At 70.2% G+C, this 20,516-nt stretch carries 19 protein-coding genes; 10 read left to right on the top strand and 9 right to left on the bottom strand.

Going from position 1 to position 20,516, the window contains the following annotated elements:
* Nucleotides 1-20 precede the first annotated feature (20 nt).
* From DK427_RS14515 to clpS, 3 genes are all read right to left on the bottom strand, one after another.
* Entirely contained in the window at nucleotides 21-287 is a 267-nt protein-coding gene (locus DK427_RS14515) for a hypothetical protein (RefSeq protein WP_109951882.1), read from the bottom strand.
* A 94-nt stretch (nucleotides 288-381) separates the two neighbouring features.
* The gene (clpA, locus tag DK427_RS14510; protein WP_109951881.1) at nucleotides 382-2,868 is read right to left on the bottom strand and encodes an ATP-dependent Clp protease ATP-binding subunit ClpA; all 2,487 of its coding nucleotides are present in this window, start codon (nucleotides 2,866-2,868) and stop codon (nucleotides 382-384) included.
* Between the two features lie 21 nt (nucleotides 2,869-2,889).
* A complete protein-coding gene (gene clpS, locus DK427_RS14505; protein ID WP_109954171.1) occupies nucleotides 2,890-3,225 on the bottom strand; it encodes an ATP-dependent Clp protease adapter ClpS in 336 nt (111 codons plus the stop codon).
* Between the two features lie 487 nt (nucleotides 3,226-3,712).
* Between clpS and DK427_RS14500 the strand changes: the two genes are divergently transcribed.
* Nucleotides 3,713-5,185: an SPOR domain-containing protein gene (locus tag DK427_RS14500; RefSeq protein WP_109951880.1), complete on the top strand. Its 1,473-nt coding sequence runs from the start codon at nucleotides 3,713-3,715 to the stop codon at nucleotides 5,183-5,185.
* A gap of 142 nt (nucleotides 5,186-5,327) precedes the next feature.
* Here DK427_RS14500 and DK427_RS14495 read toward each other — a convergent pair whose 3' ends face one another.
* The 3 genes from DK427_RS14495 to DK427_RS14485 form a co-directional block, all read right to left on the bottom strand.
* Entirely contained in the window at nucleotides 5,328-6,074 is a 747-nt protein-coding gene (locus tag DK427_RS14495; protein WP_109951879.1) for a J domain-containing protein, read from the bottom strand.
* Between the two features lie 10 nt (nucleotides 6,075-6,084).
* Nucleotides 6,085-6,222 (bottom strand): hypothetical protein, encoded by a 138-nt coding sequence (locus DK427_RS27105; RefSeq protein ID WP_245930572.1) that lies wholly within the window; start codon nucleotides 6,220-6,222, stop codon nucleotides 6,085-6,087.
* A 221-nt stretch (nucleotides 6,223-6,443) separates the two neighbouring features.
* Nucleotides 6,444-7,583 carry a S1C family serine protease gene (locus DK427_RS14485; protein WP_109951878.1) on the bottom strand — a complete coding sequence of 380 codons (1,140 nt, stop codon included), beginning with the start codon at nucleotides 7,581-7,583 and terminating at the stop codon, nucleotides 6,444-6,446.
* A gap of 443 nt (nucleotides 7,584-8,026) precedes the next feature.
* Here DK427_RS14485 and DK427_RS14480 point away from each other — a divergent pair, with 443 nt between their 5' ends.
* Nucleotides 8,027-8,242 carry a hypothetical protein gene (locus DK427_RS14480; RefSeq protein ID WP_109951877.1) on the top strand — a complete coding sequence of 72 codons (216 nt, stop codon included), beginning with the start codon at nucleotides 8,027-8,029 and terminating at the stop codon, nucleotides 8,240-8,242.
* 61 nt (nucleotides 8,243-8,303) lie between these two features.
* On the opposite strand, the gene DK427_RS14475 is transcribed toward DK427_RS14480, so the two are convergent.
* The gene (locus tag DK427_RS14475; RefSeq protein WP_109951876.1) at nucleotides 8,304-9,302 is read right to left on the bottom strand and encodes a CorA family divalent cation transporter; all 999 of its coding nucleotides are present in this window, start codon (nucleotides 9,300-9,302) and stop codon (nucleotides 8,304-8,306) included.
* Nucleotides 9,303-9,516: 214 nt separating this feature from the next.
* Here DK427_RS14475 and groES point away from each other — a divergent pair, with 214 nt between their 5' ends.
* The 6 genes from groES to eda all read left to right on the top strand — a co-directional run bounded on the left by groES (nucleotide 9,517) and on the right by eda (nucleotide 15,961).
* Nucleotides 9,517-9,804 (top strand): co-chaperone GroES, encoded by a 288-nt coding sequence (gene groES, locus DK427_RS14470; protein WP_066926338.1) that lies wholly within the window; start codon nucleotides 9,517-9,519, stop codon nucleotides 9,802-9,804.
* A gap of 88 nt (nucleotides 9,805-9,892) precedes the next feature.
* Nucleotides 9,893-11,533 carry a chaperonin GroEL gene (groL, locus tag DK427_RS14465; RefSeq protein WP_109951875.1) on the top strand — a complete coding sequence of 547 codons (1,641 nt, stop codon included), beginning with the start codon at nucleotides 9,893-9,895 and terminating at the stop codon, nucleotides 11,531-11,533.
* Nucleotides 11,534-11,591: 58 nt separating this feature from the next.
* Nucleotides 11,592-11,978: a DUF4926 domain-containing protein gene (locus DK427_RS27380; RefSeq protein ID WP_281276954.1), complete on the top strand. Its 387-nt coding sequence runs from the start codon at nucleotides 11,592-11,594 to the stop codon at nucleotides 11,976-11,978.
* Nucleotides 11,979-12,069: 91 nt separating this feature from the next.
* A complete protein-coding gene (locus tag DK427_RS14455) occupies nucleotides 12,070-13,194 on the top strand; it encodes an asparaginase (protein WP_109951874.1) in 1,125 nt (374 codons plus the stop codon).
* Nucleotides 13,195-13,345: 151 nt separating this feature from the next.
* Nucleotides 13,346-15,169: a phosphogluconate dehydratase gene (gene edd, locus DK427_RS14450; RefSeq protein WP_109951873.1), complete on the top strand. Its 1,824-nt coding sequence runs from the start codon at nucleotides 13,346-13,348 to the stop codon at nucleotides 15,167-15,169.
* A 177-nt stretch (nucleotides 15,170-15,346) separates the two neighbouring features.
* The gene (gene eda, locus DK427_RS14445) at nucleotides 15,347-15,961 is read left to right on the top strand and encodes a bifunctional 4-hydroxy-2-oxoglutarate aldolase/2-dehydro-3-deoxy-phosphogluconate aldolase (RefSeq protein ID WP_109954168.1); all 615 of its coding nucleotides are present in this window, start codon (nucleotides 15,347-15,349) and stop codon (nucleotides 15,959-15,961) included.
* Nucleotides 15,962-16,293: 332 nt separating this feature from the next.
* On the opposite strand, the gene DK427_RS14440 is transcribed toward eda, so the two are convergent.
* Nucleotides 16,294-18,405 carry an ABC transporter ATP-binding protein/permease gene (locus tag DK427_RS14440; protein ID WP_109954167.1) on the bottom strand — a complete coding sequence of 704 codons (2,112 nt, stop codon included), beginning with the start codon at nucleotides 18,403-18,405 and terminating at the stop codon, nucleotides 16,294-16,296.
* Between the two features lie 169 nt (nucleotides 18,406-18,574).
* Nucleotides 18,575-18,880 carry a hypothetical protein gene (locus tag DK427_RS14435; RefSeq protein ID WP_109951872.1) on the bottom strand — a complete coding sequence of 102 codons (306 nt, stop codon included), beginning with the start codon at nucleotides 18,878-18,880 and terminating at the stop codon, nucleotides 18,575-18,577.
* A 246-nt stretch (nucleotides 18,881-19,126) separates the two neighbouring features.
* Here DK427_RS14435 and DK427_RS14430 point away from each other — a divergent pair, with 246 nt between their 5' ends.
* The gene (locus DK427_RS14430) at nucleotides 19,127-19,759 is read left to right on the top strand and encodes a 2OG-Fe(II) oxygenase (RefSeq protein ID WP_109951871.1); all 633 of its coding nucleotides are present in this window, start codon (nucleotides 19,127-19,129) and stop codon (nucleotides 19,757-19,759) included.
* Between the two features lie 21 nt (nucleotides 19,760-19,780).
* Nucleotides 19,781-20,485 carry a peptidase inhibitor family I36 protein gene (locus tag DK427_RS26715; RefSeq protein WP_204165171.1) on the top strand — a complete coding sequence of 235 codons (705 nt, stop codon included), beginning with the start codon at nucleotides 19,781-19,783 and terminating at the stop codon, nucleotides 20,483-20,485.
* Nucleotides 20,486-20,516 lie beyond the last annotated feature (31 nt).

The raw sequence follows: 20,516 nt of genomic DNA, 5'->3' as shown, positions 1-20,516 counted from the left end.
GGGGAGGGAGCGCGACGCGCTCACCCCGAGCGCTTCTCCATCATCGCCTTGACCTGCATGAGCTGGTCCCAGACTTGGCCCGGCGAGGTGTTCATCATCTCGAAGCCGGCGGCGACGCCCCAGTAGATGCCGAGGCAGATCACCGGCACCAGCACCCAGGCTAGCACCTCCTCGCCGCGCTTGCGCCGCTGACGGCGGCGCCGGCGCTGCTCCCGGGCAGTGAGCTTCTTCGGCGCCGGGGCGTAGGTGGTCTGCGCGAGGGGGCCCTCCTGCAGATCGTCGGTCATCGAGCCCCTCCCGTCGCGGCGGCACCTTCACGTGCCGCCGCGCCTATACCCTCGCGGGTCGGTTGGTGAAACCCCGCGGCGCCGTCCGGCTGCCTCAGGCCCGGACGAGCGGCACCTTCGGCACGGTCCGGACGCTCTTGCCGCCGGAGCCGCCGCCGCCCTTGTCGTCCTTCGGCGGCTTCTTGCGGCTGGTCGAGCGAGGCTTGGCCCGCTTCTTCTTGGCCGCGGTCGAGGCCACGTCCTTCTCCGGCTTCGGGGTGACCGGGCCGGCCGGGAACTCGAAGCCGAGCGAGTCCTTGGCACCGGCCTTGGCCTCGGAATCCTCGGGCTTCTTCAGCACCACCTTCACGGCGCCGCCGTCCTTGAGGCGCCCGAACAGCACCTCGTCGGCGAGCGGCGTCTTGATGGTGGACTGGATCAGGCGAGCCATGGGCCGGGCGCCCATCGCGTCGTCGTAGCCGTTCTCCACCAGCCAGTCGCGGGCCTCGTCGGTCAGCTCGATCGTGACGTTGCGGTCGGCGAGCTGCGCCTCGAGCTGGAGGACGAACTTGTCCACCACCTTGGCCACGACCTCCTTCGGCAGGTGACCGAACGAGATGATCGCGTCGAGCCGGTTGCGGAATTCCGGCGCGAACAGGCGGTTGATCGCCTCGACGTCGTCGCCCGAGCGCTTGGACTGGGTGAAGCCGTAGGCCGACTTTGCCAGATCCGAGGCACCCGCGTTCGACGTCATGATGATGATGACGTTGCGGAAATCGACCTGCTTGCCGTTGTGGTCGGTCAGCTTCCCGTGGTCCATCACCTGCAGCAGGATGTTGAACAGGTCCGGATGCGCCTTCTCGATCTCGTCGAGGAGGAGCACGCAGTGCGGGTGCTGATCGATCCCGTCGGTGAGGAGACCCCCCTGGTCGAAGCCGACATAGCCGGGCGGCGCGCCGATGAGGCGCGAGACCGTGTGGCGCTCCATGTACTCCGACATGTCGAAGCGCAGCATCTCGACGCCGAGGCTGGACGCGAGCTGCTTGGCGGCCTCGGTCTTGCCGACGCCGGTCGGGCCCGCGAACAGGTAGGAGCCGATCGGCTTGTCGGGATCGCGCAAGCCAGCACGCGCCAGCTTGATCGCCGAGGTCAGGGCCTCGATCGCGTTCGACTGGCCGTACACCACCCGCTTCAGGTTCTCGGTGAGATTCTGGAGAACCACCGCGTCGTCCTTGGAGACGGTCTTGGGCGGGATGCGGGCCATCGTGGCGATGGTCGCCTCAATCTCCTTCACGCCGATGGTGCGCTTGCGCCTAGCCTCCGGCACCAGCATCTGCGAGGCGCCCGTCTCGTCGATCACGTCGATCGCCTTGTCGGGCAGCTTGCGGTCGTTGATGTAGCGGGCCGACAGCTCGACCGCCGCCTTCACGGCGTCGGTCGTGAACTTGAGCTTGTGGAACTCCTCGAAGTACGGGCGCAGGCCCTTCACGATCTCGATCGTGTCGGGGATCGAGGGCTCGTTGACGTCGATCTTCTGGAAGCGGCGCACGAGGGCCCGGTCCTTCTCGAAGTACTGACGGTACTCCTTGTAGGTGGTCGAGCCGATGCAGCGCAGCGCCCCGGAGGCCAAGGCCGGCTTCAAGAGGTTCGAGGCGTCCATCGCGCCGCCCGAGGTCGCACCGGCGCCGATCACCGTGTGGATCTCGTCGATGAACATGATGGCGTTGGGGTGCGCCTCGATCTCCTTCATCACCTGCTTGAGGCGCTCCTCGAAGTCGCCGCGGTAGCGGGTGCCGGCGAGCAGCGTGCCCATGTCGAGGGAGAAGACCGTCGCGTCGGCGAGCACCTCCGGCACCTCGTGCTGGATGATCTTGCGCGCGAGCCCCTCCGCGATCGCGGTCTTGCCCACGCCCGGATCGCCCACCAGCAGCGGGTTGTTCTTCTGGCGGCGGCAGAGCACCTGGATCGTGCGCTCGACCTCGGCGTGGCGGCCGATCAGCGGGTCGATCTTGCCGTCGCGGGCCTTCTTGTTGAGGTTGACGCAGTAGGCGTCGAGAGCGTCGCCCTTCTTCTTGGTGCCGCGCGCCTCGCCGTCGTCGCTCGGCCGCTCGGAGGACCCCTCCTCCTCGGCGCCGCGCACGGGCTTGGCCTCCGAGGCGCCGGGGCGCTTGGCGATGCCGTGGCTGATGTAGTTGACCGCGTCGTAGCGGGTCATGTCCTGCTCTTGCAGGAAGTAGGCGGCGTGGCTCTCGCGCTCGGCGAAGATCGCCACCAGCACGTTGGCGCCGGTGACCTCCTCGCGCCCCGAGGACTGCACGTGGATCACCGCGCGCTGGATCACCCGCTGGAAGCCGGCCGTGGGCTTGGCGTCCTGGCGGCCGTCACCGGTGAGGTTGGAGAGCTCGGTGTCGACGTACTCGACGAGGCTGCGTTTCAGCGTGTCGATCTCGACGTTGCAGGCCCGCATGACGGCCGCGGCGTCCTGATCGTCGGTGAGCGCCAGCAGCAGGTGCTCCAGCGTCGCATATTCGTGCCGGCGCTCGCCGGCGAGCGCCAGGGCGCGGTGGAGGGCTTGTTCTAGGCTGCGTGAGAAGCTGGGCAAAGCTGGCCTCTGTGTGGGTGCCTATTTCTTTTCCATAACGCACTGAAGAGGATGTTGGTGCTTGCGCGCAAAGTCCATGACCTGCGTCACCTTGGTCTCCGCGACCTCGTAGGTGAACACCCCGCACTCGCCCACCCCGTTGTGATGCACGTGCATCATGATCTGGTAGGCGTCCTCGTGCGATTTGTTGAAGAACCGCTCCACGACGAGGACCACGAACTCCATGGGCGTGTAGTCGTCGTTGAGGAGCAGAACCCGATAGAGGCTCGGCCGCTTGGTGCGCGTCCGGGTCCGGGTGATGATGGCCGTGTTCGAGCGGTCGTCGCCGCCGCCGGATCCGCCGGGACCGGAGGCCATCGCCGTGGTGGGGGCCGGAACGCGACCGGCCGTGACGTCAGCGGTGCCCAGCATCGGGACCTGAATCATCTCTCTCGAACCGAACCCTGAACGGCAGCCGGTGCGCGCCCCACCCGGAGCACGGCGCGCCCGCGAGCGGCGCGCAGGGCCAATCTACAGATCGATAGGCGACTTCGCCAGTCGCCTGCGCGAAACTGTCCTGGCAGGGCGGCCGGCTCCCGCGCGGGGCTCGCGCAAGGGCGGCCGCGGCCCGGCACAGGCACCGCCGCGCCCCGATCGACGGGGCGCGTGCAGTGCGGCATTTCGGCCAAGGCACGGGCGCGTCTCGCGATCCGCCGCCGGGTGCGGGATCCCATTAACCGCCCTGTAACCGCGGCTTCCTAATCTCCCAACGATGCAGCGGTGCCACGGAAGACGTGTCCGGCGCGCCCGCCTCCACCATGATGCGGACCGGTCGCGCACCGGTCTTCGAGGGCGATCACTCGTGATGCGTAGCGTACAGAGCCGCTCCCGGACGGCACCGGCCCTCGCCGCGACCCTCGCGGCCGCCGCGGTGCTGACCGCCCTGGCCTCCCCGGCCGAGGCACGCCGCCGCGGCCACCATGCCCGGGCGGGCGGCGGCTACAACCCGCCCTACGCCGCGATGGTGGTGGACGTGAAGAGCGGCAAGACGCTCCACGCGGTCAACGAGGACGCGCTGCGCCACCCCGCCTCGATCACGAAGGTGATGACCCTCTACATGCTCTTCGAGCAGATGGAGAAGGGCCGCTTCGCGCTCGATTCCGAGCTCTCCATCTCCGCCAAGGCCGCCATGCAGGCGCCCTCGAAGCTGGGTCTCCGTCCCGGCTCCACAATCACGGTCGAGGACGCGATCAAGGCGCTCGTCACGAAGTCCGCCAACGACGTGGCCTGCGCCATCGGCGAGAACATCTCGGGCTCCGAGGAGCGCTTCGCCCAGGCGATGACCTCCAAGGCGAGGGCGCTCGGCATGAGCCGCACCACCTACGCCAACGCGTCGGGCCTGCCGGACGCCGACCAGATCACCACGGCGCGCGACCTCACGGTGCTGGCCCGAGCGATCCAGGACCGCTTCCCGCGCTACTACCGCTACTTCCAGACCCGCTCCTTCGCCTTCCGGGGCCGGGTCATCGGCAACCACAACCGCCTCGTCGGCACGGTCGAGGGCGTGGACGGCATCAAGACCGGCTACACCCGCGATTCCGGCTTCAACCTGATGACGGCGGCCAAGCTCAACGACCGCCAGATCGTGGCTATCGTGCTCGGCGGCAAGTCGGGCGCGAGCCGTGACCGGATCATGGCCGATCTCGTGCGCCAGAACCTGCCCCGCGCCTATGCGGGCGCCCGCCAGACCGCGCCGACCACCGAGATCGCCGAGCGCGCCCGGCCCGCGGTCGTGGCCGACGCCGTCTCGCGCACCCGCACGCAGCTCGCCTCCGCCGACGACGAGGTCGAGACCACGGCCTCGACCGAGCCGATGGACATCACCCCGAACCGCTCGACCGCGACGCCGGGCAGCGGCGGCTACGGCGCCCGCGCCCTGCCCAGGTCCGCCCAGGCCTACGCGGCGACCGCCGGCCAGAGCCCCTTCCCGGGCGGCGGCAAGTCGGACGCCCGCCTCGCCGCGGTCGAGGCGCCCGCCTCCCGCGCCGAGTCCCCGAAGCCCGCGCTCGCCAACGGCCCGAAGGTGACGCCGACCGCCTGGGTGATCCAGCTCGGCGCCATGGACGACGAGGGCAAGGCCCGGGCGATGCTGAGCGAGGCCCGCGCCAAGGTCGGCGGCACGCTCGCCAAGGCCGCCCCCTACACGGTGAAGGTCGAGCACGGCGGTGCCACGCTCTACCGCGCCCGCTTCTCCGGCTTCTCCGAGCAGGAATCCGCGCAGGACGCCTGCGCCGCGCTCAAGCGCGGCGGCTTCAGCTGCTTCGCCACCCGCAGCTGAGCCCCTGCCCGCGGCCCGGCCGCGGATCACGCATCGCGAGCCGTTCGCGAGACGACCCGCGGGCCCGTCGCCCGCGGCGCGCCCGGCCGCGTTCCGGCCGGCGCCATCCCTTGTGCAGATCTTCGACAACGCGCGTGGAGTATCAGCGATGTCGGTACGTCAGCCTGTCGCGGGCCGCGTTGATGCGGGCCGCACGCTCGGCGCTTCCCCCCTGGTCGGGATGGGCCGCCTTCATGAGGCGCCGGTGCGCCGCCCGGATCTCCTCCAGGGTCGCCCCGCGCTCAAGCCCCAGGACCTGGTACGCCTCCTCCTGCGTCATCGCCCCTGGCTGAAGCGGACGGCCCGGCCCCGGGTCTCGATCAGCCTCAGCGTCTACACGCCAGCCGGGACGCCGGCGGTCCAGATACGCGTCTAGCATGCGCAATCCGTCCGGATCCTGAGCCCGGCAGGCCTGCCGCAGGCTCAAGAGCTCCGGCAGCGCCAGCGCGTCGAGATCCGTTCCCGCCCGCGGGCCCGCGATGACCTGCCCGCCCACGACCGTGCCGTCGACCCCCAGCGCGACCTCGACGAGGCGCGAGCGGAAGCGGCGCGTGTCCGGCCCGGTCCGCCGGCGCCAGGGCGGCCGCAGGCCCCCCGCGAGACCCGAGACGAAGCGCGCGAGGCGGGAGCCGGTCCGCTCCGGGCCTTCGAGCAGCCAGACGCCGAGCAGCCCGAGCACGAGGGCGGGGCCGACCTGCCCGCGCAGCAGGAAGAACCCGGCGAGCCCCAGCGCCCCCCAGGTCGCCGCGCGCCGGGCGAGGCCGCCGGTGAGACGCGGGTCGAGCCGGTGCCGGTTCTTCGAGAACCACCAGAGGCCGAGGCAGGCCGCGAGGCCGATGACGAGCAGCATCCGTGGATTCTCAGCGCCCCAGGCCGTACTCGGCGCCGACCCTGCCGCCGACCCGCACCTTCACGCCGTTGCCGAGATCGCGGAACCCGTCCCGGTCGCGAGCCTGCGGCGCCCCCTGCCCGCAGCCCGGCCGCGGCGGCAGGCGCACGCCCTCGGGCGCGTTCTCCGGGCAGAGCCGGGGCCGCTCTGGCCGCTCGGCCGCGACGGTGGGAAGCGTCAGAAGGAGGGAGGCCAGGAGCGCGAGCCCGACGCACGATCCCCCTCCCCCCTCTGCGGGACTTCGTCCCGACCGACCTGGCCTTACGGCCGGGCCACCCTCCGCCGCAGAAGGCGGAGGGAAAGTGTCGCGCATAGCGTGCCCGATCCCGCTCATTGCCGGTTCTCCGCCACGTCCGCGGTGGTCACCCGCACGGTGCGGGTGCGCCCGTCGCGCTCGACCGTCAGGCTGACGGCCTGGCCGACGCCCGCCGCCTGGAGCGCCGCGGTCAGCTCCGCCAGCCGGTGGATCGGCTTGCCGCCCACGCCCACGATGATGTCGCCGATCTCGCCCGTGCCGGGATCGACCCCCTGGAGGCCGGCGGCCGCCGCGGGCGAGCCGCGCAGCACCCGCAGCACCACCACGCCGTCGATGCCGAGTCGCGCGGCCGTCGCCTCCTGGCCGGCGATGATGCCGATGCCCGGATTGCGCACCCGGCCGGAGCGGATCAGGTCCGGCACCACGCGGTTCACCGTGTCGACCGGCACCGCGAAGCCGATGCCGGCACTCGCCCCCGAGGGCGAGTAGATCGCGGTGTTGACGCCGATGAGGCGCCCGGCCGAGTCGAGGAGCGGACCGCCGGAATTGCCCGGGTTGATCGCCGCGTCCGTCTGGATCACGCCCGAGAGCTCCCGCCCCTCCCCCGTCGGCAGGCGCCGCTGGAGCGCGCTGACCACGCCGGTCGTCAGGGTGTGGTCGAGGCCGAACGGGTTGCCGATGGCGTAGGTCGCCTGCCCCACCTTCAGGTTGGCGGAGGTGCCGATGGCCAGCGGCGGCGGCATCTTCGAGACGCGCCCGAGCTGCAGCACCGCGAGGTCGTAGGACGGCGCGGTGCCGACGACCCGCGCGCCCACCACCTCGCCCGAGGAGAGGCGCACGGCGATCGAGCCGCCGGAGCGGGTCGCGGCCTGGACAACGTGGTTGTTGGTGACGACGTGGCCGCCAGCGTCCCAGACGAAGCCGGTGCCGGTCTGGGTGCCGCTGCTGCCCTGGCTGCCCTCCTCCTCGTCGTCGAGGCTCATCAGGGCCTGCCCGCGCGCTGCGGCCTGGGCGAAGACGTGGACGACCGAGGGGCTCGCCTGCTCGAACAGGGTGACCGTGGTGGATTCGGCTGGCGCGAGGTCGCCGCGGGCGGTGACGGCGCGCGGGGTCTCGACCGAGAACAGCAGGGCCGTGACGTAGGGCTGCGCCACGAACAGAGCCAGCAGCACCAGCACCGCCACCAGGGCAGTGCGCACGAAGCGATCCGGCACGTCTCGAAACCCCTCGTCCGCCCACCATCCCAGGCCACGCCCGGGGCCGCGCGGATACAGCATCGCGCCCGCGTTGCCGAGCGGCCACGCCCTTAACTGGTCGTTCAGCCTGTCCCCTTCAACAGAAAGGAAACCGTCCCGCGATCGTGCGGCAGCGCACCACGGCCCGGCGGAGAAGGCGATAACCGATTGGTCATCACTGACGGGGACAATCTTCGTCAGGGAATGAGCAGTCTTCAGGGTCTTTGCGGTGTCGAGCCGTCGTGCAGGCCACGGTTTGCGTCGAAACCGTGGCCTCTCCGAGGGTCAGGGTAGAGAAAAGATCGCAAAGTCGCCCTTGAGATGCTGCCATTCACGACGATCAAAGGCCTACCGTGCCGTCCGGACTATCGGCGGCCGGGTTGCCTGAACGGACGAACCAGTTCGGAAGGAACACAAGGACCATGGAAACCGAAGCTCTCGAACGGCCCGCCGATCTGACGATCTGGCGCACCCTCCCGGCGAGCTCGCCGCTGGCCCAGCCGGAGCGGTACGGCACCCTGCGCGAGGCGATCGCCGCCGCCGCCGGCGCCCTCGCCGACCCCGCCAAGCAGCCCTGGATCATCACGGAGGAGGGCGAGATCCTCTCCCCGAACTGGATCCGGACCTACCTGAACTGAGACGGCCCGAAGCGGTCCCTGACCGAGCCGGTCGGGGGCCGCTTCGGCGTCGGGGGGCGGTTCAGAACCAGCCGCGGACGCGGAAATACACGATCGGTACCAGCGCGCTGAGCAGGATCAGCCCGAGCGCGTAGGGATAGCCGTAGGCCCAGTCCAGCTCCGGCATGTGCTTGAAGTTCATGCCGTACATCGAGGCGATGAGCGTCGGCGGCACGCCCACCACCGAGACCACGGTGAGCACCCGGAAGACGTTGTTCTGCTCGATCTGGATCAGGCCCAGCGCCGCGTCGAGCAGGAACTGCACGTTCTCGGAGAGCCGCGTCTCGAACTCGTCGAGGGACTCGATGTCCCGCCGGATCGTCTCGAAGCGCGCATCCTCCTCCTGCCGGAGCAGGTCCTCGCAGGCGCCCGCCACGTAGGGAACGATCCGCTGCAGTCCGAGCAGGCTCGAGCGGATCTTGCCGAGCGCCTTGCCGCGCCGGCCGATGCCGCGCAGGATCCGGCGCAGCGCGAGGTCGCGCCGCCGCGGCGGCGGCGCCTCGCCGTTGCGCGGTCCGCCCGCGCTCACGTCGAAGTCGAAGACGCGGGTGGCGAGCGCGTCGAGTTCGGCGCCCATATCCTCCAGCGCGTCCGCCAGCCCGTCGACCAGCTCCTCCACGATGAGCAGAAAGGTCTCGGTGCTGGAGGCCGCCCGCTCGCCCTCCGCCAGACGCTTGCGCGCGCCCTCGAAGGCCCGCAGCTCGTGGAAGCGCACGGTGACGAGGTGATCCGGCGTCAGCACGAAGCCGAGCGGCTTCAGCTGCGAATCCGCCCGCTCGAAGGTGATCATCGGCGTCGAGAGCGAGAGCCCGTTCTTCAGCCGGCGCAGCCGGCTCGAACTCTCCACCTCACTGAGCGCCTTGCGCGACGGCACGCGGATGCCGGTCGCCGCCTCCACCGCCCGGGCCTCCTCGGCGGAGGGGTCGTTCAGGTCGATCCAGACCGCGTCCGCCGGCAGGGCGGGGCCCGATCCGGCAGCGGCGGGCGCGAGCTGCCCCTCCGGTCCGTGCAGGGTCAGCATGGAGGATCGATATCTCTTTCGGGGGAGGCGAAGGAAAAAACGCGTCGTCGGCCCGTTACGCTGGGGTGCGACAGTCTTGACTCAATACGCCCTCGTGGCTATCTCGCCGCCGGCCGTTAGCACTCACACCCCATGAGTGCTAACGGCCGGGCTTGAAGGCGGCGACGCGCGCCGCATCAACGCCACTTCGAGTTCTGAAGCAAGAGGGCAGCTCATGAAGTTCCGTCCGCTGCACGACCGCGTCGTCGTCCGCCGTATCGAGGGCGAGGAGAAGACGAAGGGCGGCATCATCATCCCCGACACCGCCAAGGAGAAGCCCCAGGAGGGCGAGATCGTGGCCGTCGGACCCGGCGCCCGCGACGAGCAGGGCCGTGTCAACGCGCTCGACGTCAAGGCCGGCGACCGCGTGCTGTTCGGCAAGTGGTCGGGCACCGAGGTCAAGATCGACGGTCAGGACCTCCTGATCATGAAGGAGTCCGACATCATGGGCGTCGTCGCCTAAGTCGGGCACCGCTTTTTCACCGCCCCTGGAGACCCGGTCGCGGTCTCGGGGCACGTCCCCAGAACCCTAGAGCGAAGGAAGCCACCACATGGCAGCCAAAGACGTTCGTTTCGCCGCCGACGCCCGCGAGAAGATGCTGCGCGGCGTGGACATCCTGGCCGACGCGGTCAAGGTGACGCTGGGCCCCAAGGGCCGCAACGTCGTCATCGAGAAGTCCTTCGGCGCCCCGCGCATCACGAAGGACGGTGTGACGGTCGCCAAGGAGATCGAGCTCGCCGACAAGTTCGAGAACATGGGCGCCCAGATGGTGCGCGAAGTGGCCTCGAAGACCAACGACATCGCGGGTGACGGCACCACCACCGCGACCGTGCTGGCCCAGGCCATCGTCCGCGAGGGCGCCAAGTACGTCGCCGCCGGCATCAACCCGATGGACCTGAAGCGCGGCATCGACCTCGCCACCCAGGCCGCCGTGAAGGACATCACGGCGCGGGCCAAGAAGGTCGCCTCCTCCGACGAGGTCGCCCAGGTCGGCACGATCTCCGCCAACGGCGACAAGGAGATCGGCGAGATGATCGCCCACGCGATGCAGAAGGTGGGCAACGAGGGCGTGATCACGGTCGAGGAGGCGAAGACCGCCGAGACCGAGCTCGACGTCGTCGAGGGCATGCAGTTCGACCGCGGCTACCTCTCCCCGTACTTCATCACGAATGCGGAGAAGATGATCGCCGAGCTCGAGGATCCCTACATCCTCATCCACGAGAAGAAGCTCTCCTCGCTCCAGGCCATGCTGCCGGTGCTCGAGGCCGTGGTGCAGACCGGCAAGCCGCTCGTCATCATCGCCGAGGACATCGAGGGCGAGGCTCTGGCCACCCTCGTGGTGAACAAGCTGCGCGGCGGCCTCAAGGTCGCGGCCGTGAAGGCTCCGGGCTTCGGTGATCGCCGCAAGGCGATGCTCGAGGACATCGCGATTCTGACCAAGGGCCAGATGATCGCCGAGGATCTCGGCATCAAGCTCGAGAACGTGACGCTCCCCATGCTCGGCCGCGCCAAGCGCGTGCGCATCGAGAAGGAGAACACCACGATCATCGACGGGACCGGCGAGAAGGCCGACATCGAGGCCCGCGTCGCCCAGATCAAGGCGCAGATCGAGGAGACCACCTCGGACTACGACCGCGAGAAGCTCCAGGAGCGCCTGGCCAAGCTCGCGGGCGGCGTCGCGGTGATCCGCGTCGGCGGCGCGACCGAGGTCGAGGTCAAGGAGAAGAAGGACCGCGTCGACGACGCCCTCAACGCCACCCGCGCGGCGGTCGAGGAAGGCATCGTCCCCGGCGGCGGCACGGCGCTGCTGCGCGCCAAGAAGGCCGTCTCCGAGCTGAAGTCCGACGTTCCGGACGTCCAGGCCGGCATCAAGATCGTGCTGAAGGCGCTTGAGGCCCCGATCCGCCAGATCGCCCAGAACGCGGGCGTCGAGGGCTCGATCGTGGTCGGCAAGATCACCGACAACACGGGCTCCGAGACCTTCGGCTTCAACGCGCAGACCGAAGAGTACGTCGACATGATCCAGGCCGGCATCGTCGACCCGGCCAAGGTCGTGCGCACCGCCCTGCAGGACGCGGCCTCGGTCGCCGGCCTGCTGGTGACGACGGAGGCCATGGTCGCCGACGCGCCGAAGAAGGACAGCCCGGCCCCGGCGATGCCCGGCGGCGGCATGGGCGGCATGGACTTCTAAGTCCGGGCCACTTGTCGAGAGACGAGGAGGGGTCGCCGCGAGGCGGCCCCTTTTCTGTTTGGCCGCCGCAGATCGGCCCGTTGCGACAACTCGAGGAATCGCTACCTTCGTTCCACGGCGAAGCGTCGGCTTTCAGAACCGTTCGGACCGAACGCCACGGCGATCCCGCAGGGGACCGCCGATCCGCGAACTCGACCATGTCCGCCTGCTGTCCGCCGTGACAGGGGATGATGCGCAGTGCGTGCCTGCTGGCACCACCGGCACGGTCGTGGGAATCTATGCCGGGGGTGAGGCCTTTGAGGTCGAGTTCACCCGGCCGGTGGACACGCTCGCCACAGTCGATGGCCGCGCCGGCACACTCGTCGCGCGGTGGGGCGTGACGCCCGAGCCTGGCCGGCCGGCTTCACGATCGCACATGCTCGCGTCTCTGCCGCGGCCGGTGTGACAAACGGCCTGCGGCTGGCGGCCCCCGTCTTGCCTCACCGGACCGGCTGCCTACGATCCAGCGCGATCCTTCGAGGAGACAGGAACTTCAGATGCCAGCATTCCGGACCGGTCAGCATTTCAATCGCCGGGTGAGCCTCGTGGCGCTCGCCTTCGCGGTCCTGCCGCTCGGCCCCCTGCCTGCCCTCGCCCGCGAGATGCCGGAGGCCGCGGCGGGTCAGGCGGCGCGCAAGCCGAACGTCGTGGTCCTGGCGACCGGCGGCACCATCGCGGGCGCCGGTGCGGACGCGGCCAACAGCGCGACCTACCAGGCCGCCAAGGTCCCGGTGGACAAGCTGCTCGCCGCAGTGCCCGCCATGAGCAACGTCGCCAACGTGCGCGGCGAGCAGGTCTTCCAGATCGCCTCCGAGAGCTTCACGGACGCGCAGCTCGTGCAACTGGCCAAGCGCGTCTCGGCGCTCCTGAAGCAGGACGATGTGGACGGCGTGGTGATCACCCACGGCACCGATACCCTGGAGGAGACGGCCCTCTTCCTCGACCTCGTCGTGCCGAGCGACAAGCCGATCGTGGTGGTGGGCTCGATGCGACCCTCGACCGCGATCTCGGCGGACGGCGCCCTCAACCTGCTCGACGCCGTTACGGTGGCGGGCTCCAAGGAGGCCGTGGGCAAGGGCGTGATGGTCACGATGAACGACCAGATCCAGGCCGGGCGCGACGTCACCAAGCGCGTCAACGTGGTGCCGAGCGCCTTCTACAGCCAGTGGGGCCCGCTCGGCATGGTGGTCGAGGGCAAGACCTACTTCTTCCGCTCCTCGGTGAAGCGGCACGGCAAGAGTTCCGAATTCGACATCGACCAGATCGACAGCCTGCCGCTGGTGGCGATCGTCTACGGCTCCGGCAACATGTATCCGGGCGCCTACACGGCCGCGGTCGATGCGGGCGCGAAGGCGATCGTCAACGCGGGCACCGGCAACGGCTCGGTCGCGGGCTACCTCGTCGACACGCTGAAGGACATCCGGTCCAAGGGCACGCTGATCGTGCGCTCCTCGCGGGTCGGCGACGGCATCGTGCTGCGCAATGCCGAGCAGCCCGACGACAAGTACGACTGGGTGGTGGCCCACGACCTGAACCCCCAGAAGGCCAAGATCCTCACCGCGGTGGCGCTGACCAAGACGAACGACACCAAGGAGCTGCAGCGCATCTTCTGGGAGTACTGAGCCCGAACGGGCCGGCGCCTCCGAGGCGCCGGCCCCCCCGGCGACGGCGGGCTCGTGTAAACGTTTACGGTCGATCGTCCGAGGTCTAGAACGCGTTCCGAAAGCGGACACATCCCGCGTCGATGCGCGGGGCGGACGGCGAGGAGAACCCATGGCGGAGATCCATCCCGAGGTGGCGGCGGTCACGGCCCGCGTGGTCGAGCGCTCGCGGGCGAGCCGGCGGCGCTATCTCGACTTGATCGAGCGGGAGCGGGAGAACGGCGTTCACCGGCCGAAGCTCGCCTGCGGCAACCTCGCCCACGGTTTCGCGGCATCGGGCGAGGACAAGGCCGCGATCCGGGCCGGCCGGTCGATGAATATCGGCATCGTCACCGCCTTCAACGACATGCTCTCGGCCCATCAGCCCTACGGACGCTACCCGGACCAGATCAAGATCTTCGCCCGCGAGCGCGGGGCCACCGCCCAGGTCGCGGGCGGCACGCCGGCCATGTGCGATGGGGTCACGCAAGGCCAGCGCGGCATGGAGATGTCGCTGTTCTCGCGCGACACCATCGCGCTCTCGACGGCCGTCGCCCTCAGCCACGGCATGTTCGACGGCGCCGCGCTCCTCGGCATCTGCGACAAGATCGTGCCGGGCCTGATCATCGGGGCGCTCCGCTTCGGCCACCTGCCGACGATCCTGATTCCGGCGGGACCCATGCCCTCGGGGCTCGCCAACAAGGAGAAGCAGCGCATCCGCCAGCTCTACGCGGAGGGCAAGGTGGGGCGCGACGAGCTGCTCGAATCCGAATCCGCCTCCTATCACGGGGCCGGCACCTGCACCTTCTACGGCACGGCCAACTCCAACCAGATGATGATGGACGTGATGGGCCTGCACATGCCGGGCGCCTCCTTCATCAATCCGGGCACGAAGCTGCGCCAGGCGGTGACCCGGGCGGCGATCCACCGCCTCACCGAGATCGGCGCGGACGGCAACGACTACCGGCCGCTCGGCCTGTGCATCGACGAGAAGGCGATCGTGAACGCGGTGGTGGGGCTGCTCGCCACCGGCGGCTCGACCAACCACGCCATCCATCTGCCCGCCATGGCGCGCGCGGCCGGCATCGTGCTCGATTGGGAGGATTTCGATCGGCTCTCGGCCGCGGTGCCGCTGATCGCGCGGGTCTACCCGAACGGCTCGGGCGACGTGAACCACTTCCATGCCGCCGGCGGCATGAGCTTCGTGATCGCCGCGCTCCTCGACGCGGGCCTCCTGCACGACGACATCCTGACGGTGGCGGGCGGCTCCCTGCGCGATCATGCCCGCGATCCGAAGCTCCACGGCGACGACCTCGTCTTCGAGGAGGCGGTGCCCGAGAGCCTGGACCCGGCCATGCTGCGCCGGCCGGCGGAGCCGTTCCAGCCGGACGGCGGCATGCGGCTGGTGAAGGGCAATCTCGGCCGCGCCACCTTCAAGACCAGCGCGGTCGAGCCGGAGCGCCGCACGATCCAGGCGCCGGCCCGGGTGTTCTCCGATCAGGACGCGGTGATCACGGCGTTCAAGGCCGGCGAGCTTGAGGGCGACGTGGTGGTGGTGGTCCGCTTCCAGGGCCCGCGCGCCAACGGCATGCCGGAGCTGCACAAGCTGACGCCGCCGTTGGGCGTTCTGCAGGATCGCGGCCACAAGGTCGCGCTGGTCACCGACGGGCGCATGTCGGGGGCGTCCGGCAAGGTCCCGGCGGCGATCCACCTGACGCCCGAGGCTCTCGCCGGTGGCCTGATCGGCAGGATCCGCGACGGCGACATCGTCCGGCTCAGCGCCGAGGAGGGCCTGCTGGAGGTGATGGTGGACGCGGCCGAACTCGACGCCCGCGAGCCGGCCCCGGTGCCGCCGCCGGAAGAGGGCACGGGCCGCGAGCTCTTCGCCTTCATGCGCCACGGCGCGGACGGCGCCGAACAGGGCGCCTCGGCGATGCTCGCTGCCGCGGGCCTGTAACGGGGTCCCAAAGGGTCGTGACCCTTTGGCGGGGTCCCGGGGCGGAACTCCGGGTTGGCTCCTCCGTCCCGGCTCTGCCGGGGCGGCGGAGCCAAATGCAGGGCTCCGCCCCGGGACCCCGCGAAAGGTCTCGGACCTTTCGAAGCGATGACCACAGGAGGTGATGCCGTGAACGACCTGACCAGCATCGACGCGCTGATGCGCTCCGTCGCCGTCATCCCGGTCCTGGTGATCGAGGACGCGGCCCATGCGGTGCCGATCGCCGAGGCCCTGGTGGCGGGCGGGCTCACCGCCCTGGAGGTTACCCTGCGCACGCCCGCGGCACTCGATGTCATCCGCGCGATGGCAACGGTCGAGGGCGCGGTGGTGGGTGCCGGCACGGTGCTGAACCCGCGCGACCTCGACGCGGCGCTGGCGGCCGGCGCCGAGTTCATCGTCTCGCCGGGGCTGACCGACCCGCTGACCGACGCCGCCAAGGCGAACGGCGTGCCCTACCTGCCGGGCGTGGCCAACGCCGCCGACATCATGCGCGGGCTCGACCACGGGCTCGACCGGTTCAAGTTCTTCCCGGCGGAGGCCTCGGGTGGGCTGAAGGCCCTGAAGGCGCTGGCAGCCCCGTTCGGTCAGGTCCGCTTCTGCCCCACGGGGGGCATCACGGAAGCGACCGCCCCGCAATGGCTCGCCGAGCCGGCGGTGCTCTGCGTCGGCGGCAGCTGGGTGGTGAAGCCCGGCGCGCCGGACACGGCAGCGATCCGGGCGGCGGCTGAAGCGGCATCGGGTCTGAAGGGCTGACCGGGGTCACCCCTCTCCCCGCCGTGCGGGGAGAGGCCTGTCTGCACCTCGTCGTGCAGACAGGAAGCGGAGGCGAAGCCGCAGCGGCGGTGAGGGGGCGATTCCGGAGGAGGCTCTTCCGGGAAAGCCCCCTCGCCTGCCGGCTCGCTTCGGCAACGACAAGGTCGCCGAAGCCCTCTCCCCGCATGGGGGGAGCGGATCCACAACTCACGGTTTGATCGACCGAGATCAGCTATTCGGTTCCCGCCACCGTTGTTCCGGGTTCCGCTCGGCAGGCTCGGGATGGTGGGCGTCAGTGGGGCCGGTGCCGGCCGAGTAGAGGAAGCGCCCGCCTACTCCGCCGGCACCGGCATGCGCGCGTCGCGCGGGGTGAACAGCCCGCTCTCAGGCTGCATCTCGACCCTGCGGTCGTGCAGCGCGTTCAGCGTCGAGCGATGGCCGATCGAGACGATCGTCGTCCCGGGCAGGAGCTGGCGCAGCATCCGGTAGATCGCGGCCTCGCTCGGTTCGTCCAAGGCCGCGGTCGCCTCGTCGAGGAAGAGCCAGTCCGGCTTGGCGAGCAGCGCCCGGGCGATGGCGAGCCGCTGTTGCTCGCCGCCCGAGAGGCGCCGGTCCCAGTTGTCCACCTCGTCGAGCTTGTCGGCGAGCTGGGGCAGTTGCGCGGCGACGAGCGCCTCGCGGATCGCCGCGTCGTCCACCTGATCGACCGTGTTCGGATAGGCGATGGCGCCGCGCAGGGTCCCCAGCGGCAGGTAGGGCTTCTGCGGCAGGACCAGGGCGGACTGCCCGGCCGGCACGTCGATCCGGCCCTTCCCGAACGGCCAGATGCCGGCGATCGCGCGGAACAGGGTCGACTTGCCGGATCCCGAGGGGCCGGCCACCAGGGTCGCGGCGCCCTTCGGCAGGGCGAGCTGGTCGGCCCGCACGATCTCGCGGCCGTCGGGCAGCGCCAGGGTCAGGCCGCGCGCGGTGACCGGTCCCTGCGTGTCGTTGCCCTGCTCCAGGCCGTAGCCCGCGGCCGAGAGCGCCTCCGCCTTCGTCATCGCCCGCTTGAAGGAGCCGAGACGGATGGTGTTGGCCCGGTAGGAGGCCAGGGTGATGTAGCTGTTGACGAAGAAGTCGAGCGAGCCCTTCACGTTGCTGAAGGCGTCCGAGGTCTGCTGCAGGGTGCCGAGCGTGATCTTCTTCGAGAAGAAGGACGGCGCCGCGACGATCAGCGGGAAGACCGCGCTCGCCTGCCGGTAGGTGAAGGTGAAGGCGATGAGCTTGATGCGCCGGAAGATGATGTCGACGTAGTTGTCGATCACCGCGTGGAACAGCGTGGCCAGCCGCGAGGCCTCGGCGCGCTCGCCGCGCATCAGCGCGATCTGCTCCGAGTAGATGCGATCGCGGGCGAGCGAGAAGCGGAAGTCGGCCTCGACCTGCTCCTGGCGGAAGTTCAGCCCGATCAGCGGCCGGCCGATGACGTGGGTGAGCCAGGTGCCGACCACCGCGTAGGCGATCACCAGCCAGACCAGGAAGCCCGGGATCACCGTGTCGGTGAAGGGCAGCACGAAGTCGCGCGAGATCGTCCACAGGATGACGATGAAGGAGACGAGCTGCGCCGCCTGGCTGAGCAGCCGGATCGACAGGCTCGCGGTCTGCTGGATGAAGGCGTTGACGTCCTGCTGGATGCGCTGGTCCGGGTTGTCGGCCTCCACGTCCGTGAAGGGGATGCGGTAGTGCGTGCCCTTTCCGAGCCAGCGCTCGTAGAGGCTGTGCGTCAGCCAGGTGCGCCAGCGGATGTGCAGGGAGGAGTCGACGAAGAGGTCGAACATGCCGATCGCGATATTGATGACGGCGAGCGGGATGAAGATCCAGGTGATCTGGTACCAGAAGGCCTCGGCGTTCAGCTCCTGTAGCGTGTTGTACATGTCGCGGTAGAAGAAGTTGAACCGCAGGGTCAGCGCCACGTCGGCGAAGTTCACGAAGATCGAGAGCGCGACGAGGCGCTGACCGATCTGTCCCTCGGTGCGGCCGAACCAGCGGAACAGGCCGATCTCCTTGGTCGGCGCGTCCCGGTTGGCGAAGTAGGGATCGGCGATCAGCGTGATGTCGCGGATCGGCTTCCAGTAGGAGATCGCCAGCACGATGCCGCCGAAGACCACGGCACCGGTCGCCGCGAAGGCCGGGGGCAGCAACGCGGCGATCACCGGCGGCAGGGCGCCCATGGCGGCCAGCGTCTTGGTGCCGGCGAGCAGCAGGTAGCCGATGCCGTAAACCGAGACGAAGATCTTCAGGTAGGCGGAGAGGTTGGCCGAGGCCAGCAGGATGCCCGCCATCGCGAAGCCGGCGAGCGAGACGTAGAGCGGCGGCGAGGGGATTCCCGGCATCGCCAACAGCACCAGGGCGGCCAGTGCGGTGAGCACGGCCTGCATCCCGAGCCCGCTCCTGAATGCGGCCACGCGCGTCTCCCAGATCGTCCCGAGCGTCCGGGGCTCAACGACCTCGATCGTCTTCCCCTTGCCGCCGTCAGCGGCAGTGACGGCGGGTCGTGGCGACATAGAGGCACCCGGCCCGGGATGTCGCGTGAAACTTTCGCAATCTCCCCCGAGGGTGGCGCGGCCGATCCGCCTACCAGTCCCACTCCTCGAAGCCCGGCTCGCGGCAGCGGTAGCCGACCGGGCATTGCGGGTTGTCGCGGGTGGGCACGAAGCGCAGCTCGGCGATCTCCGAGAAGGTGCAGAAGGAGCGGTCGCGCACGAACCGCTCCGGCGGCCCCTTGGGCACGGCGAGCACGACGGCGCCCTCCTGCTTCACCAGGGCTATCGTCTCGGCGCAGGAGAGGAGCCGGCCGGTCGAGGTGGAGGCCCGGCCCTGCGCCTTGGCCGGGGCGCCGAAGGCGAGGCCGATGAGGCAGGCGCTGACGAGGCGTCGCATCGTGGGAAACAGGCGCCTCAGCACGCTCGGAAACCTGAACAGAGCACAAGCATGGCAGTTTCGACGGCCCGCGGGAAGACCCCGGGTGTCACCCGGTTGCAAAGCCCGGCGATAATCCGCCGTGGCGGTGCCGTAATCGGACGGTTTATGGATTTGCCGCTGGCGCAGGCCGGTTAACATTCGGTTGCCCGGAACGCGTTCGCGGTTTGGTACGCCCGTTCTTCTTCCTCCGGGGGGTTCGGTTCCCTGATGACGCTCTCGATCCTCGACCTCGACGCCGTGCGCTCCGCCCCCGTGGCGCGCGAACCCTATGCCTGGACGCTCGGCCAGAACGTGCTGAAGCCCGAGGCGATCGACGCGATCCGGCAGGATTTCCCCGACATCGCCAAGCCCGGCTACCTCACGGTGGACGAGGTGGCGCTCAAGGGCCGGTTCAAGGCGCTGATCGACGAGTTGGAGAGTGACGATTTCTCCCGCATCCTCGGCGAGAAGTTCGGCATCGACCTCGTGTCCTGCCCGCGCCTGACCACGATCATGCGGCGCAGCCAGCCGAAATACGGCTCGATCCACACGGACGGGCCCTCGAAGGTGCTCACACTCCTCGTCTACATGAACGACGCCTGGGACGCTCCGGCGGCCGGCCGTCTGCGGGTTCTGTACGACGGGAAGAACTACGAGCCTTTCGCGGTCGAGGTGCCGCCGACGATGGGCACGATGTTCGCATTCCTGCGGGCGGACAATTCCTGGCACGGGCACGAGCCCTTCGAGGGCGAGCGCCGCGTCGTGCAGGTGGCGTGGCTGAAGGACGCGTCGGAGCTGGAGCGCAAGAAGAAGCGCAACCGCACGGCGCAGTTCCTGAAGGGCATCTTCGGGCGCTGAAGGGGCCTGCGGGGGGGCAGCATGGCCGGGGGAATGGCGGTGGCGGCGGGCCTCGAACCGGGTCTGCCAGACGAGGGGACCGAGCCGGGCCGACGCGGCCGCGCCTGGCTCGGCGTGCCGCTCGTCCTGGCGGCGGGCTGGGGCGCGTTCCTGGCCTTCAGCGCGGTCTTCCTCACCGAGGACCTGCCGCTCCGGCCCGCGGCAGTCGAGCGCGAGGGACCGGCCCTCGACTTTCCCGATCCGGGTCCTGGCGCGGTGCAGGCGGCGCGGCGCGTCGCCTACGGGCTCGACGAACCGGGCCGCGAGGGCGCGCGCGAGGCGGCCGGCGGGGCGCACAAGATGGCCGCCGCCCGCCCGGCGGAGGCGCGGGCCCCCGAGCCGGCCGCCGCGCCCTATGTCGGCCACCCGGTTCCGCCGCTCCTGCACGAGCGGCCCGACCATGTCGGCGTCTGGGGGCCGAACGCCGCCGCCTGCGGCGCGCCGCACCGCCGCCGCGGCTACTACCAGGCGACGATCACGAGCGAGCGCGCCCAGGCCGGGCGCACGGTCTGCACCTTCCATGACGGGCGGCGCGTCGGCAACGCCTGGATCGCGGGCGCCGAGTGCACCGACCGCGGGCGGCGCTGGTCCTCCCAGGTCCGCCTCGTGGTCGACGGCGACCGTCTGACCTGGACCAGCGCCAAGGGCAGCGCGAGCTACGTGCGCTGCGGCCGCCGGGCGGGGTGAGCGGCCTGAGTCCGTGGGACTCCCGACCGGT

Source organism: Methylobacterium radiodurans (assembly GCF_003173735.1).
In the GTDB taxonomy this organism is placed as follows: domain Bacteria; phylum Pseudomonadota; class Alphaproteobacteria; order Rhizobiales; family Beijerinckiaceae; genus Methylobacterium; species Methylobacterium radiodurans.
The sequence above is the reverse complement of the archived record's forward strand: the minus strand, read 5'-3'. Positions and strand labels throughout refer to the sequence as shown.